Genomic DNA, 15485 nt, shown 5'->3' with positions numbered 1-15485 from the left:
TGGGAGCCCCGACATGAGCCTGATCACGCCGCAACCCGGCATCATGGACATCGCCTTGTATCAGGGCGGCGCGGCGCATGTGCCCGGTGTCAGCAACGTCATCAAGCTGTCGAGCAACGAAAACCCGCTCGGTCCCAGCCCAAAGGCCATCGCAGCGGTTCAGAACAGCGCCGCACAGATCCACCGCTACCCCTGCACCGATCACGGTGCCCTGCGCCAGGCGATCGGCGCGGTCCACGGGCTGAATCCGGAACAGATCATCTGCGGCGTGGGAAGTGACGAGATCATCACCTTTCTGTGCCAGACCTATGCCGGGCCGGGGGACGAGGTCATATATACCGAGCACGGCTTTGCCATGTACCGGATCAGTGCACTGGCCGCCGGGGCCACCCCGGTCGAAGTCCGCGAACGGGAGCGCGTGACCGACGTGGATGCAATTCTGGCGGGCTGTACCGACCGGACACGGCTGGTGTTCATTGCCAACCCCAACAACCCGACTGGCACGATGATCGGCGCGAGTGAAGTTGCGCGGCTGGCTGAGGGGCTGCCATCGCAGGCGATTCTCGTGCTGGACGGGGCCTATGCCGAGTTTGTCGAAGGGTTTGACGGCGGGGCCGCATTGATCGCCGAGCGCGACAACGTGGTCATGACCCGCACGTTTTCCAAGCTCTATGGGCTGGGCGGGCTCCGCGTCGGCTGGGGCTATGGCCCGCAGGCCATCATCGATGTGCTGAACCGCGTGCGCGGTCCGTTCAACCTGTCGAGCAGTGCACTTGCCGCCGCCGAGGCCGCCATTCACGATACCGCCTATGTCGAATATTGCCGCGCCCAGAACGCCAGGTGGCGCACCTGGTTGGCCGAGGCGCTGGCCGAAATCGGCGTGCCGTCAGACACGTCCTGCGCGAATTTCATCCTCGCCCGGTTCGCCGATCAGGCCGAGGCCGAAGCCTGTGACAGCTATCTGCAGGCCCGGGGCCTGATCGTGCGCCGCGTCGCCGGGTACAAGCTGCCACGGGCACTTCGCATCACGGTAGGAGACGAAATCGCCTGCCGGCGCGTAGTCGCGGCCATTGCCGCGTTCAAAGGTGGTGCGACATGAGCGGGGTCATCTATGACCGCGTCGCGCTGATCGGGCTGGGCCTGATCGCGTCTTCGATGTACTGGGCGATCAAGCGGGCCGGATTGGCCGGCGAGGTCACCGGATATGCCCGGTCGCAGGAAACCCGCGGCACCGCCCGCCGGATCGGCCTGTGCGACCGCGTCTGTGACAGCGTCGCTGAGGCCGTCAAGGACGCCGATCTAGTCGTGCTGGCGGTGCCGGTCGGTGCGATGGAAGAGGTCGCGCGCGCGATCGGTCCGCACCTCAAACCGGGTGCCACGGTGACCGATGTCGGCTCGGTCAAGCGTGCGGTGATCCAGTCGGTTGCCCCGCACCTGCCGGACGGTGTGCATTTTGTGCCCGGCCATCCGCTGGCAGGGACCGAGCATTCCGGCCCCGAGAGCGGTTTTGCCGAACTGTTCGAGGACCGCTGGTGTATGCTTGTGCCGGTCGACAATACCGATGAGGCCGCGATTGCGCGCCTCAAGAGCCTTTGGCAGGGCTTTGGCTCAAACGTCGAAATCATGGACTCCGATCACCACGATCTGGTGCTTGCGGTGACCAGCCATGCGCCGCACCTGATCGCATATACAATGGTCGGCGTCGCGGACGACCTGCGCCGCGTGACCGACAGGGAAGTTGTCCAGTATTCTGCGGCGGGATTCCGCGATTTCACGCGCATTGCAGCCAGCGACCCAACGATGTGGCGCGACGTATTCCTGAACAACAGGGATGCAACGCTCGAAATTCTGGGCCGATTCACCGAAGAGTTGTTTGCGTTGCAACGTGCCATCCGCAGGGGCGACGGCGATCACCTGCATGACTATTTCACCCGTACCCGTGCAATCCGGCGAAGCATCATCGAGGCAGGGCAGGATACTGATGCCCCCGACTTTGGCCGAAAGAAGACGCCCAGATGATGCTGCGCCGCTGGTTCACAACACTCGCCTGTGTGATCTGGGGTTTGCCGATTGCCGCTGCCGCGCCAGAAACATCTCCGCGCCCGCAGTCGCGCCCGAACCCCGATGCCGCGGCGGCCGCGACCGAGTTGCTCGCCGTCGCCCGGATGCGCCCCCATCTGCGCCCGGCGTCAGAGCAAACGATCATCGCGGCGTCCCGCCCCGAGGGCCTCGCGTTTCTGTCACCCGATACCTCGGCGCGCCCCTGGCCTCGGCCACCGTCGATCGAAAGTCAGGCGATGGCGAAACGGAAGCTGCGCCGCAAGGGCGCGGTATGCGGGGATCTCAAGATTCAGGGCGAGAACGTCGGTTATGTCCCTGGTCGGATCAAGGCCTGCGGCATCAAGGATGCAGTCCGTGTCAACACGGTGGCGGGTGTGCGCCTGAACCCGCCCGCGCTGATGAACTGCCGGACCGCCACGGCCCTGCGGCAATGGACGGAACTGGGGTTGAAGCCCGCGTTTCGCCAACGTGGCCCCGTCGTCGAAGTGAAGGTGGCCGCCCACTATGCCTGCCGCACCCGCAACAACAAGCGGGGCGCTCGGATCTCCGAACATGGCAAGGGCAACGCCATCGATCTGTCGGCCTTTACGATGATGGACGGCGAAGTGATTACCGTTCTGAAGGGTTGGGGGCAGGGCACGACCCGCAAACCCCTGCGCAAGGCCTACAAGCGTGCCTGCGGGGTTTTCGGCACCACGCTGGGGCCGGGATCGGACGGATACCACCGCGATCATTTCCACTTTGATACGGCCAGCTATCGCAGCGGACCCTATTGCCGCTAGCAGTGGCCTCGTGCCATGGCGCTAGCGCAGATACAGGTACGGGGCCGGTCCAAGCGGAAACGGCCCAAGAGTGACCATCCCGTCGCGCAAGCTGAGCGTGACGTCCAGCGTTTCCGGGTTGCCGCTCATGTTGGACAACAGGTTCAGAATCCGCTCGGTCGGGCCAATGGCATAGTCCGGCACCGCGCCCGACCCTTGTGCAATCGCCAGCATGTCGCGCCAGTTCTCGGCCTTGATCGACAATTCTCCGGTCGGCACACCACGTCCATCAACCGTCACCTGACCCGCCGCCAAAAGCGCCAATGCGCCCCATTTCGCCTGCGCCAGCTTGAGGTCGATTTCCACCGGCTGCGGGCGGCGATCTTCGAGCGCGCGGCGATCCCACGGGCGGTCAAACCGGACTTTCATGTCCAGTTCGAGCGTATCAAAGCTGTCTGGCAGCGCTGCCGATGGCCGCACCCATCGACGCAATGCGGCCCCCGGCACGAACTGCGGCGCATCCACGTTGAACTTATAGGTTTCGGCCTGATCTGTGCCCTGCATCGACAGGACAATCGCATCCGCGGCCAAAACCTCACCAGTTGCGTCATCGACCTGCCAGGGGCCGGAGGTCAGGGCCATCCACTCCACCGCCAGATCGCGCCCCGGCTTCAGATGCAGGTCGGCCACGATGCCTTCGGCGCGCAGCGCCACGGTCTGATCGAAATAGGATAACAATTGCGTCGTGGCCGGAAACACCAGCGTCTGCTGACCGGGCCAGATCGCCGGGCTGTCCATGTTCAGCCAGTCGGCCTGCCACGCGGCCCCGGTGGCGGGATCGGCCAGCGCCGGGTTTGTCAGCGTCGTGATGTGGCGCGTCGGATACCCAGACGTTGAAATATCGGCATAGTCCGCTTGCCAGCCACGCTCGGTCTGCGCGGTAAACCACGCAGTCACGCTTTGGCGCAGGACATAGCCAGCCCCGTACCAATAGGCCGACCATACAAGCCCCAGAACCAGCAGAATTTTCAGCAATCGGATCACGCCCTGCCCCTTTTCCCCGACGTTGCTTTGCTGTTTATAGGGCGAAATCGGCAAGGACCAGCAAGATGACGATGTGGGTGTTCGGATATGGCTCTTTACTGTGGAACCCCGGCTTTCCGGTGGCCCACAGCATGATTGCAACGCTTGACGACTATGCCCGGTCGTTCTGCATGCGCTCGATCCATCATCGCGGAACCGAAGCAGAACCTGGCCTTGTTCTGGCGCTTGACGAGGTGCAGGGTGCGCATTGTCAGGGCATCGCGCTGGCGGTTCAGGACGGAGAAGAGGCGCAAACGCTGGACTGCCTGCGCGAACGCGAACTGATCTCATCAGCCTATTTGGAAAAAGACCTTGCCGTCACGCTTGCGGACGGGCAACGCATCACTGCCGTCACTTACGTGATCGACCCGAACCATGTGCAATACTGTGGCGGGCTGCCGCTCGAGGAACAGGCGCAGATCATCGCCCGCGCGGTTGGCGGGCGCGGCCCGAACACCGAGTACCTGTTCAACACCACGTCCCATCTGGCCGAAATCGGGCTGCATGATCCCGATCTGAACTGGCTCGCTGAACGGGTCCGTGCACTTGCGGCATAATTCCTTGGCGCGCTCCCGAATTCTTCTATAGTCTTGCCGGGGAGCAGATAAGTGTCAGGACCGGGGCGTATGGCCGAACCAGACCGCAAACCCAGGCCGCAGTTCAGTCAGCCTGTGCGACAGATCTTGATGATGCTGACAGCGCTTGGGCTGGCGGGTTTCGGCGTATTCGTCGCCCTGCCCCGTGTGCTTCCTGTGTTTGAGGCCAATCCCTACCTGAACGGGTTCATCTTCTTTGTCTTCGTCATCGGAGTTCTGGCAACCTTCTTTCAGGTCCTGCAACTGATCGGGTCGGTGCGTTGGATCGAACGCTTTGCTTCGGGTCAGACTGATACCGCCGTCAAGCCGCCGCAACTTCTGGCTCCGCTCGCGTCGCTCTTGCGCGCCCGCGGCGCAAGGATGCAGCTCAGTTCCTCCTCGACCCGCTCGATCCTTGACTCGGTCGCCACCCGGATCGACGAAGAGCGTGACATTACGCGCTATATCGTCAACCTGCTGATCTTTCTCGGGTTGCTGGGCACGTTTTACGGGCTGGCCACAACCGTCCCCGCCGTGGTCGAAACCATTCGCAGCCTCGCGCCGCAAGAGGGCGAACAGGGACTGGACGTTTTCAACAGGCTGATGACCGGTCTGGAAAAACAGCTTGGCGGCATGGGTGTTGCCTTTGCCAGTTCGCTCCTGGGGCTTGCCGGATCGCTGATTGTAGGTTTGCTGGAACTCTTTGCAGGACACGGGCAGAACCGGTTTTACCGCGAGCTTGAGGAATGGCTGTCCTCGATTACACGTGTCGGCTTTTCCTCGGGCGAAGACGGCCAGTCCGATACCGGGACGATGACCGGCGTTCTGGATCACATGGCCGAACAGATGGAGACCCTGCAACAGGTGGTCACACGATCCGAAGCCAGCCGCGTCGCGGTTGACCAGAAACTCGCCGCGTTGCTCGACGGCATGGCGCGTCAGGACCCGTCGGATCGGATCGGTACAGCGCTCGACCGGATGGCGACGGGTCAGGAAACCCTGAACGAAACCCTGCGCGAACAGGCCGGCGATGGAATCGATGCCGAAAGCCGGATGCGCCTGCGCTCCATCGATGTGCAGATGTTGCGCATTCTCGAAGAAATCTCGGCCGGGCGTCAGGAGAGCCTTGCCGAGTTGCGCAAGGATATCGAGCTGTTGGCCAAGGCGATGGATCGTCCGCGCGGCGACGGGCGCAGACCGCAGGCCGGCAACGAAAGCGGCGAGGTCTAGAGCATGGCCCTCTCGCGTCGCACCGGAGCCCGGTTTCAGGCCTCGATCTGGCCCGGTTTTGTCGACGCGATGACCGGTCTGCTGCTGGTTCTCATGTTCCTGCTGACCATCTTCATGGTGGTGCAATATGTCTTACGCGAAACCATCTCCGGGCAGGAAAGCGAGCTTGATGTCCTCTCTGCGGAGGTGACGGCGCTGGCCGATGCCCTGGGACTTGAAGAACGTCGTTCCAGTGATCTTTCCGAACGTGTCGGTGCGCTGGACGCGACCCTGACCCAGACCCAAGCCTTTCTGGATCAGGCCCAACAACAGATCGCCAATCAAACTTCTGTCATCGCCGCACTGACGACGCAGCGCGACAGTCAGGCCGCAGCGCTGCAACAGGCCCGGTCGCAGATCACCAGTTTTGAGGCGCAGGTTGCGACTCTGCTGGCTGATCAGGATCGCGCACGACAGAACATCGCCGAATTGACGGCGGATCGCGCCAACCTGCTGTCCGACCAGGAGGCGCTGAACCTCGCCCTTGCCCAGAGCCGCAGCGAGATCGACGCCCAGTCGGAAGCCGCCCGACTCGCCGCCGCCCGGCGAAACGCACTGGAGGCGATGATCGCCGATCTGCAACGCGACAACGACCAGAGCGTCAAAGACATCACAACGCTGCAACAAAAGCTGTCCGACGAAGAAACCGCGCGCCTTGCCGAAGCTGCCGCCGCGAATGCCTTGCGCGAGCGCCTGCAGAATGCCGATGCGGAACTGACGGCGATGACCCTCTCGCTTGAGGCACAGCGCAGGGAAGCCGAGGATACGCTGACCCTGCTGGCCGCTGCCGAGGCGGCGCGCGCCACGCTGGACACGGAACTGACCGAAGCGCTCGCTGTGATCGCCGCCGCTCAGACCGAAGCCGGAAAACGAGACGCGCTGGTTGACCGTCTCACCAATGTGCTGAACCAGATGGAGGTCAGCCAGGCCGAGAACAGCCGGTCGCTGGCTGCGCTGGAAAGCGACCTCGCCCGTGTTCGTCAGGAGAGTGCCGCCACCGAGACCGAACTACGCACCCAACTTGAGACGGCACAGGCGCTTGCCGCAGACACCCGCGATGCGCTGGAGAATGAACTTGCGCGACAGCGGGCGCAAACCGTGCAGAGCCAATCGCAATACGAATCCGAACTGGCCCGCCTACAGCAGGAAAACACCGAAATCCGGCGCGGGTTGGAAGCCCGTCTTGCCGCCTTGCAATCGGAAAGCGACACGGCTCAAGAGGCGCTGCGCAGGCAACTCGCAGAAGCCAATGGCGTGCGCGACAGTTTGCAGGCAGAACTTGACCGGACACAGGCCGACCTGAACGCCACGCGTCAATCGGCTTCGACAACCGCGCAAGACCGCGCCGATGTCGAGGCACGCCTGCTCAAGGCGCTGGAGGCCCTGGAACGCGCCCAGATCGCCGCCACCGATCAAGAGGTTCTGCAGGCGCGGCTCGCGGCGGCCCTTGCCGCCCGGCAACAGGCCGAAGCCACGTCATCTGACCGCGCCGGACTGTTGGAACAGGCCCGCGAAACCCTGTCGGAGCAAAAAGAAATTTCGGCGCGGGCGCAACGCCAGACTGCGCTTCTCAATCAGCAGATCGCCGCGTTGCGCACACAGTTGGGCGGCCTACAGGCGCTGCTGGATGACTACGAAGAACGCGATGCTGCCGCCAAGGTCCAGTTGGAAAACCTCGGGTCCGACCTGAACGCCGCATTGGCGCGCGCCGCCTCGGAGGAACGCCGGCGCCGACTTCTGGAGGAAGCCGAGCGCAAGCGGCTCGAGGAAGAAGCCCGTGCCCTGCAAGCCAAAAGCCAGGAATTGGAAGCACAGGCGCAGGATCTGCAAAAATACCGGTCCGAGTTCTTTGGGCGGCTGCGCGATCTTCTCGGCAACCAGGACGGTGTGCGCATCGAGGGGGACCGGTTCGTGTTCTCGTCCGAAGTCCTGTTTCCCCCCGGGGGTGCAGACCTGTCGATCGAGGGCCAGGCCGAAATAGCCAAGGTCGCCCGCATTCTGCGCAGCATCGCCGCTGATATCCCCCCTGAAATCGACTGGGTGATCCGCGTCGATGGCCATACCGATGATGTACCGCTAATCAGCTATGGGCGATATCGTGACAATTGGGAACTCAGTCAGGGTCGCGCTCTGTCAGTGGTGCGCTATATGGTCGACTTCCTCGGGATTGCGCCCGATCGCCTGTCCGCCAACGGATTTGGTCAGTTTCAGCCACTGAACACGGATGACACGCCCGACGCACGGGCGCAGAACCGTCGGATCGAGTTGAAACTTACCGAGAAGTGACGTCGCTCAGGGAAGGACCAAATGCACGATGCGCCGGTCCAGTTCCTCGTCGTTCCGCAGCAAGATGGCCGTACCTCTGTATGAACCGCTTGGCCATTCCGGGCGCGTCAACCGCTTGCCCGCCGCGCGGAAAAAACGAACCTGTGCCTTGTCCAGCGTCATGTCGGTTTTAATGACAGTCTCGTCGGGGCCTTCGATCGACAACATGATAATGTCATCCACCTGCCCCGCATAGGCAAAGGCAAACAGCACCAGCGCATCCGCATCCGGCCCGATATCCGGCATCGCCGCCGTACCATCGGCAATCGCGTCAAGGTCGGGTACATGGTCGGCAAATCCGGCATAGATCAGCCCGCCGGGCGTGTACTCCGGTGTTTCGCGCCACAGGGAAACGGTTGGCGCGGCACACCCTGCGCCGGCCTCCGGTCGAAAGGGATCAATCTCTGTTCCATCTTTTCGAACGCTCAGATGGACGTGGGGAAAGTTGGTGAGCCCGCTCAGCCCGACCTGGCCCAACACGCCGCCCGCCACTACCTGATCGCCTGTCTCGACACGCACCGATCCGGATTTCAGATGGCAATACTGCGTCTCCCAACCCGTGTCATGCCGCAAGACGACGCCGTTACCGCATTCCAGACCGTCGATCTCGGCGGCATGCGTGGGCGTATAGAGCCGATCCGGCATTCCGTCGCGCATCCCGACAACCTCACCGGGCGCTGCTGCGCGTACTTCAACACCCCGGCGCATGTCCGCGAGCGTGTGCAAGGCAAAGTCAGTCCCCTTGTGATCGTCCCCGCTCAGAGCGCCACAGCGAAAATCGCGGACACCCGGGCCGGGATCGTGGTCCACGTATCGCTGGATATAGCAGGTCTCGCCCGGCACACAGTCAATCGGCAGGTCCAGACGAAAATCGCTCGCCGCAACGCTAGCGGCGGGCGAGAGAAACACTGCGGCGAGCGCCGCGCGCATCAGTCTGCGGTCAGCAATGGCGGCTTGTCTCCCGGCAGGCGCGGCTTGTCCGGCCCATCGATGCGCAGGTCCAGTTTGCCATCCTTCATGCCGACCTTGACCACGCCGCCCTTGGCCAGCTTGCCAAACAACAGTTCCTCGGCCAGAGGCTTCTTGATGTACTCCTGAATGACACGGCCCAGCGGACGCGCACCCATCTTGTCATCATAGCCCTTGTCAGCAAGCCATTCGGCAGCCGGTTTGGTCAGTTCGATGGTGACGTTGCGATCCATCAACTGCGCCTCGAGCTGCAGCACGAACTTCTCGACCACCTGCAGGATCACCGATTTCGGCAACGGCGCGAACGAGATCACCGCGTCCAGCCGGTTGCGGAATTCCGGCGTAAACGTGCGTTCGATCGCGGCGGTATCCTCGCCTTCACGCCGATCACGACCAAAGCCGATCGCGGCCTGCGCCTGCTCTGCTGCACCCGCATTGCTGGTCATGATCAGAACCACGTTTCGGAAGCTTACCGTGCGTCCATTGTGATCGGTCAATTCACCGTGATCCATGACCTGCAACAGGATGTTATAGACATCGGGGTGCGCCTTTTCCATTTCGTCCAGCAGCAGCACGCAATGCGGATGCTGGTCCACACCATCGGTCAGCATGCCACCCTGATCGAATCCTACATAGCCCGGAGGCGCACCGATCAGACGGCTGACGGCGTGTTTCTCCATGTATTCGGACATGTCAAAACGCAGCAATTCCACGCCCAGCGTATCTGCCAATTGCTTGGCGACCTCCGTCTTGCCGACACCCGTAGGCCCTGCGAAAAGGTAGTTGCCGATGGGTTTTTCAGGTTCACGCAACCCGGCCCTCGCCAGTTTGATGGCGCTGGCCAGGGCATCGATGGCATCATCCTGGCCAAACACGACCCGCTTGAGCGAAGCTTCCAGATCCTTGAGGATCTCGGCATCGCCCTTGCTGACGTTCTTGGGTGGAATACGCGCGATCTTGGCGACCACGGCCTCGACATCCTTGGTGCCGATGGTCTTGCGCCGCTTGGCAGCGATCACCAGATGCTGCGCCGCACCGGCCTCGTCGATCACGTCGATGGCGCTGTCAGGCAACTTGCGGTCATTGATGTAGCGCGCGGCCAGTTCCACCGCGGTCTTGATCGAGTCCGCAGTGTATTTGACCCGGTGATGTTCTTCGAAATAGGGCTTCAGTCCCCGCAGGATCTTGATCGAATCCTCTACAGACGGCTCATTCACGTCGATTTTCTGGAAGCGGCGGGACAGCGCCCGGTCCTTTTCGAAATGTTGACGGAATTCCTTGTAGGTCGTCGACCCCATGGTGCGCAACTTGCCGCCTTGCAGCGCGGGTTTCAGCAAGTTGGACGCATCCATCGCCCCGCCGGATGTCGCGCCAGCTCCGATCACGGTATGAATTTCATCAATGAAAAGCACCGCGTCGGGATGATCCTCAAGCTCGGTCACGACCGCCTTCAGGCGCTCCTCAAAATCGCCGCGATAGCGGGTCCCGGCGAGCAGTGCACCCATATCCAGAGAGTAAATCGTCGTTTCGGCAAGCACCTCGGGGGTTTCACCCGCCACGATCTTCCGAGCCAGCCCTTCGGCTATGGCGGTCTTGCCGACACCGGGGTCGCCCACCAGCAACGGATTGTTCTTGCGGCGGCGACACAGCACCTGAATACAGCGCTCGACCTCGTCATCGCGACCGATCAGCGGATCGATATCACCTTCCCGCGACTTGGCGTTCAGATCGACGCAATACTTGGCCAGGGCGCTCTCTTTCTTTTCCCCCTCGGTGACACCCTGCGGCTCTTCCTCGGCCTCTGGTGCGCCACTTACGGGACGCGCTTCGCCAAAGGCCGGGTCCTTGGCCACACCATGTGCAATGAAATTGACCGCGTCGTACCGGGTCATCTCCTGCTCCTGCAGGAAATAGGCGGCATTGCTTTCGCGTTCCGCAAAAATCGCCACCAGAACATTGGCGCCTGTCACCTCGGTGCGCCCCGAAGACTGTACGTGGATCGCGGCCCGCTGGATGACGCGCTGAAACGCGGCCGTGGGCACCGCTTCCGATCCATCGACATTGGTCACGAGGTTCGACAGGTCCTCGTCAACGAATTCGATCAGTGTGCTGCGCAACTCGTCCATATCGACGCTGCACGCCTTCATCACACGGGTTGCATCAGGTTCGTCCAGCAGTGCCAGAAGCAGATGTTCCAGCGTTGCAAATTCGTGTCGCCGCTCGTTCGCCAGCGCAAGCGCGGCGTGAATGGCCTGTTCCAGTGTGCTCGAGAATGAAGGCACGCGCGCGCTCCTTTTATCTGGGTCGGGCGGAAAACAGGCAATGCTGCTCCCTGAACCGACCATGTCCTCATAGTGTTAGAGTTTGGTTGATCGCGCCCCGGCTTCAAGGCTTTTCTCACTTTTTTTACCGATTTGCCGGGTGAACGTTGTCAAAGCGTGCACAATCCAAGCATCAGAACCGGTCTTTTCGCTTGCGAATCTCTGCAAAGGCGTCAACCGGATCCGCACCCGACATTCCGACATTTTCCTGAACCCTTGGGTCGGTCGCACGCAAGAACGGGTTCGTGGCCAGCTCCAGAGACAACAGCGACGGCACCGTTGGTTCCGACCGCGCACGTGCCTCGGCAATATCCTTGATCCGCGCCGCAAGGTCGGGATTGTCCGGATCAACGGTCTGGGCAAAGCTCCCATTGGCCTCTGTGTATTCATGCCCGGAATAGACCACGGTATCGGATGGCAGCGCCGCCAGCTTGCTGAGCGAGTTCCACATCTGCGCGGGAGTGCCCTCAAACAGCCGCCCACAGCCCAGAGCCATCAGGCTGTCCGCCGTGAACACTGCCCGGCTTTCGGGAAAATGAAAGGCGATATGCCCGACAGTGTGTCCGGACACATCCAGCACATGCCCGATCTCGCCGCCTACCTGCACGGTATCGCCTTCGGCAACTGCCATATCCAGGGGCGGCAGTCGATGCGCGTCGGCGGCAGCGCCGACAACCTTGGCCGGATGCATTGTCAGCACCTCGTTCAGCCCCTGAACATGATCCGGATGATGATGCGTCAGCAGCACATGGCTCAGGGTCCAGCCCCGTTGCTTTAGCACCGCAAGGATCGGCGCGGCCTCGGGTACGTCAACCAGGGCGGTTTCGCCGCTGCCTGCATCATGGGCGACAAAGGCGTAGTTGTCGTTCAGACAGGGGATCGTGAAAATCTCAAGAGGCATGGTGTTTCGCCTTTTCATTGTTAGACTGCGCCCAGTCTTGGCTGATCGGACGGACACCCGCAATGCACCTTGATGTACAGGATCTGCGCAATTTCTATTATCGCAGCACGCTGGGACGTGCGGCGCAATCGTCGATTCGCGGGCGTATGCTGAAACTGTGGCCGGAAGCCAAGGGCCAGACCGTGGTAGGGTTCGGCTTTGCTGCACCCTTGCTGCGGCCCTATCTGTCGGATGCGCGCCGCGTGATTGCGTTGATGCCGGCACCGCAGGGGGTGATGCCCTGGCCCGCCGGATTTCCCAATGTGTCGGTACTGGCCGAGGAAACGCTCTGGCCGATCGAAACCGGGCATGTGGACAAGCTGGTGGTGATGCACGGGCTTGAAACCTCCGAACACCCCACGCGCCTTCTGGAAGAATGCTGGCGGGTCCTGGGTCCGGGCGGCAAGGCGCTGTTTGTCGTGCCCAACCGGGCCGGGCTATGGTCGCGCAGCGACCGCACTCCGTTTGGCTTTGGCCGCCCCTACACGCTCAGCCAACTGGAAACGCAACTCAAACGCCATCATTTCCTGCCCGAAGGGTATGGCGCGGCGCTCTACCAACCGCCATCAGCCAAACGCTTCTGGCTGAAATCGGCACCGCTTTTTGAGAAATACGGCAGCCACGTGCCCCGTGCTTTCCCCGGAGGCGCGTTCATGGTCGAGGCGACCAAACGCGTACAACCGCCCACCGGGACCATCGTACGCGATCTCGCCAAGAGCCCGATCAAGGCGCTTGAAGGGTTGGCAAAACCCGCCAACGCCATGACGCTGCCAGGGCCGAGACCTGATTAGGTATTCATGCTGAACATTCAAGATTTGGGGCCTAGGAATCGCACAACCGAGCCAAAACCCTACATATTTCGCTCAACAATTGAGGCGCAAACCGTCGCAGGCAGGCTAAAATACTAGAAATAGGCGATTATTCGGTGGTATTGGAATCGCTATAGCATGTTGCGGGCGAGAGTACGCTCTGCTACATCCACGCTGATTTTGACGCCTTGCGGACCGCAAGGTCTCTTCACGCCCTCGGAATTCGCGGGAAACCGCGACACACCGAGGCCAAATATTGGAAGGGTAGACGTGTCCGAAACAGCTTCGATTTCCACAGGAATAGCTGCGCGCTATGCCACAGCGATCTTTGAGATCGCACAAGAGAACAAAAAACTCGACAGCCTCGAAACCAGTGTCAATGATCTGGCGAGCGCAGTGGACGAAAGCGCCGATTTGCGCAGTCTGATCCAGTCTCCTCTGGTGTCGCGCAGTGACCAGGAGAACGCCATCACCGCGATTGCCAAGAAAATGGGCCTCGACGAGGTGCTGGCCAAGTCGCTGTCGTTGATGGCGCAGAAACGCCGCCTGTTTGTCGTGCCACAGTTGATCGGCGCCCTGCGAGAGCAAATCGCACAGGAACGTGGCGAGGTGACTGCCGAGGTCACCAGCGCCAAGGCCCTGACCAAGGCACAGTCTGACAAGCTTGCAAGCACGCTCAAGGAGCGGGTTGGCAAGACCGTAACTATAAATTCGACCGTCGATGAATCCCTCATCGGCGGTCTTGTCGTCAAAGTGGGTTCGAAGATGATCGACACCTCGATCCGCTCCAAGCTCAACTCCCTTCAGAATGCAATGAAAGAGGTCGGATAAATGGGTATCCAAGCAGCAGAGATTTCTGCGATCCTGAAAGACCAGATCAAGAATTTCGGTCAGGAAGCCGAAGTGGCCGAAGTCGGTCGCGTGCTAAGCGTCGGTGACGGGATCGCCCGCGTCTATGGCCTCGACAATGTACAGGCCGGTGAAATGGTCGAATTTCCCGGTGGCATTCAGGGCATGGCCCTGAACCTGGAAAGCGACAATGTCGGCGTCGTAATTTTCGGGTCCGACCGGGACATCAAGGAAGGCGATACCGTCAAGCGGACCAACTCGATCGTGGACGTTCCGATCGGGGACGAACTGCTGGGCCGCGTTGTGGACGGTCTGGGCAACCCGCTGGACGGCAAGGGCCCGATCAATACCGACAAGCGTGGCGTTGCTGACGTCAAGGCACCGGGGATCATCCCGCGTAAATCCGTGCACGAACCGATGGCAACCGGCCTGAAATCCGTGGATGCGATGATCCCGATCGGCCGTGGCCAGCGGGAACTGATCATTGGTGACCGCCAGACAGGCAAAACCGCCGTGGCGCTGGACACCATTCTGAACCAGAAGACCTACAATGACGCCGCTGGCGATGACGAGAGCAAGAAGCTATACTGCGTCTACGTCGCGATTGGCCAAAAGCGTTCGACCGTGGCCCAGCTGGTGAAAAAGCTCGAAGAAAACGGCGCGATGGACTATTCGATCGTCGTTGCCGCAACCGCGTCCGAACCTGCCCCGCTGCAGTTCCTCGCGCCTTATGCCGCGACCGCGATGGCGGAACACTTCCGCGACAATGGCCGTCACGCATTGATCATCTATGATGACCTTTCCAAACAGGCCGTTGCCTATCGCCAGATGTCCCTGCTGCTGCGTCGTCCGCCCGGACGTGAAGCCTATCCTGGTGACGTTTTCTATCTTCACTCCCGCCTGCTGGAACGTTCGGCCAAGCTGAACGAAGACAATGGCGCAGGGTCGCTGACAGCGCTTCCGGTCATCGAAACCCAAGGCGGCGACGTCTCGGCGTTTATTCCGACCAACGTGATCTCGATCACCGACGGCCAGATATTCCTCGAAACCGAACTGTTCTATCAGGGCATCCGTCCTGCGGTGAACACCGGTCTGTCGGTGTCGCGTGTGGGATCGTCCGCTCAGACCAACGCGATGAAGTCGGTCGCTGGTCCGGTCAAGCTGGAATTGGCGCAGTACCGAGAAATGGCGGCCTTTGCGCAGTTTGGTTCCGACCTCGATGCCGCGACCCAGCAGCTTCTGAACCGGGGCGCACGCCTGACCGAACTGATGAAACAGCCCCAGTATTCGCCGTTGACCAACGCCGAAATCGTGTGCGTGATCTATGCAGGCACCAAGGGTTATCTGGACAAGCACCCGGTTTCCGCCGTTGGCCGCTTTGAGGCCGGTCTGCTGGCGCATCTGCGCAGCAAGAAGGCAGAACTGCTGAAGTACATCACCGACGAAGATCCCAAGATCAAAGGTGACGCCGAAGAGAAAGTCAAAGCAGCTCTCGACGAATTCGCCGCCGATTTCGCTTGAGG

13 protein-coding genes are annotated in these 15485 nt (G+C 61.5%); 9 read left to right on the top strand and 4 right to left on the bottom strand.

Annotated elements, in window-relative coordinates:
• Positions 1-13 precede the first annotated feature (13 nt).
• From hisC to QO231_RS00600, 3 genes are read left to right on the top strand one after another with little or no spacing between them, the layout of a single operon-like run.
• The gene (gene hisC / locus QO231_RS00610; protein WP_316772011.1) at positions 14-1099 is read left to right on the top strand and encodes a histidinol-phosphate transaminase; all 1086 of its coding nucleotides are present in this window, start codon (positions 14-16) and stop codon (positions 1097-1099) included.
• Positions 1096-2019 carry a prephenate/arogenate dehydrogenase family protein gene (locus QO231_RS00605; protein WP_316772008.1) on the top strand — a complete coding sequence of 308 codons (924 nt, stop codon included), beginning with the start codon at positions 1096-1098 and terminating at the stop codon, positions 2017-2019. Before hisC ends, QO231_RS00605 begins: the two co-directional genes overlap by 4 nt.
• A complete protein-coding gene (locus QO231_RS00600) occupies positions 2016-2843 on the top strand; it encodes an extensin-like domain-containing protein (protein ID WP_316772004.1) in 828 nt (275 codons plus the stop codon). Before QO231_RS00605 ends, QO231_RS00600 begins: the two co-directional genes overlap by 4 nt.
• 21 nt (positions 2844-2864) lie before the next feature.
• Here QO231_RS00600 and QO231_RS00595 read toward each other — a convergent pair whose 3' ends face one another.
• Positions 2865-3866 carry a DUF2125 domain-containing protein gene (locus QO231_RS00595; protein ID WP_316772001.1) on the bottom strand — a complete coding sequence of 334 codons (1002 nt, stop codon included), beginning with the start codon at positions 3864-3866 and terminating at the stop codon, positions 2865-2867.
• Between the two features lie 65 nt (positions 3867-3931).
• Between QO231_RS00595 and QO231_RS00590 the strand changes: the two genes are divergently transcribed.
• From QO231_RS00590 to QO231_RS00580, 3 genes are all read left to right on the top strand, one after another.
• Entirely contained in the window at positions 3932-4462 is a 531-nt protein-coding gene (locus QO231_RS00590; RefSeq protein ID WP_316771999.1) for a gamma-glutamylcyclotransferase, read from the top strand.
• Positions 4463-4531: 69 nt separating this feature from the next.
• Positions 4532-5710, top strand: coding sequence for a biopolymer transporter ExbB (locus QO231_RS00585; RefSeq protein WP_316771997.1), 1179 nt, complete (start codon positions 4532-4534; stop codon positions 5708-5710).
• Between the two features lie 3 nt (positions 5711-5713).
• Positions 5714-8035, top strand: coding sequence for a peptidoglycan -binding protein (locus QO231_RS00580; protein ID WP_316771994.1), 2322 nt, complete (start codon positions 5714-5716; stop codon positions 8033-8035).
• Positions 8036-8041: 6 nt separating this feature from the next.
• On the opposite strand, the gene QO231_RS00575 is transcribed toward QO231_RS00580, so the two are convergent.
• From QO231_RS00575 to gloB, 3 genes are all read right to left on the bottom strand, one after another.
• A complete protein-coding gene (locus QO231_RS00575) occupies positions 8042-9004 on the bottom strand; it encodes a M23 family metallopeptidase (protein WP_316771991.1) in 963 nt (320 codons plus the stop codon).
• Positions 9004-11325, bottom strand: a complete 2322-nt coding sequence (gene clpA / locus QO231_RS00570) for an ATP-dependent Clp protease ATP-binding subunit ClpA (RefSeq protein WP_316771988.1) — start codon at positions 11323-11325, stop codon at positions 9004-9006. Before clpA ends, QO231_RS00575 begins: the two co-directional genes overlap by 1 nt.
• A gap of 172 nt (positions 11326-11497) precedes the next feature.
• On the bottom strand, positions 11498-12265 hold the full coding sequence (gene gloB, locus QO231_RS00565; RefSeq protein WP_316771986.1) for a hydroxyacylglutathione hydrolase: 768 nt from the start codon (positions 12263-12265) through the stop codon (positions 11498-11500).
• 62 nt (positions 12266-12327) lie between these two features.
• Here gloB and QO231_RS00560 point away from each other — a divergent pair, with 62 nt between their 5' ends.
• From QO231_RS00560 to atpA, 3 genes are all read left to right on the top strand, one after another.
• Complete coding sequence (locus QO231_RS00560) at positions 12328-13095, top strand: class I SAM-dependent methyltransferase (protein WP_316771984.1); 768 nt, start codon at positions 12328-12330, stop codon at positions 13093-13095.
• A gap of 288 nt (positions 13096-13383) precedes the next feature.
• The gene (locus QO231_RS00555; protein ID WP_316771983.1) at positions 13384-13944 is read left to right on the top strand and encodes a F0F1 ATP synthase subunit delta; all 561 of its coding nucleotides are present in this window, start codon (positions 13384-13386) and stop codon (positions 13942-13944) included.
• Positions 13945-15483: a F0F1 ATP synthase subunit alpha gene (gene atpA, locus QO231_RS00550; protein ID WP_316771981.1), complete on the top strand. Its 1539-nt coding sequence runs from the start codon at positions 13945-13947 to the stop codon at positions 15481-15483.
• The last annotated feature ends 2 nt before the right edge of the window (positions 15484-15485 follow it).

Source organism: Sedimentitalea todarodis (assembly GCF_032595355.1).
Classification (GTDB): Bacteria; Pseudomonadota; Alphaproteobacteria; order Rhodobacterales; family Rhodobacteraceae; genus Sedimentitalea; species Sedimentitalea todarodis.
Note: the sequence above shows the minus strand (reverse complement) of the source record. Positions and strands in the feature narration are given on the sequence as shown.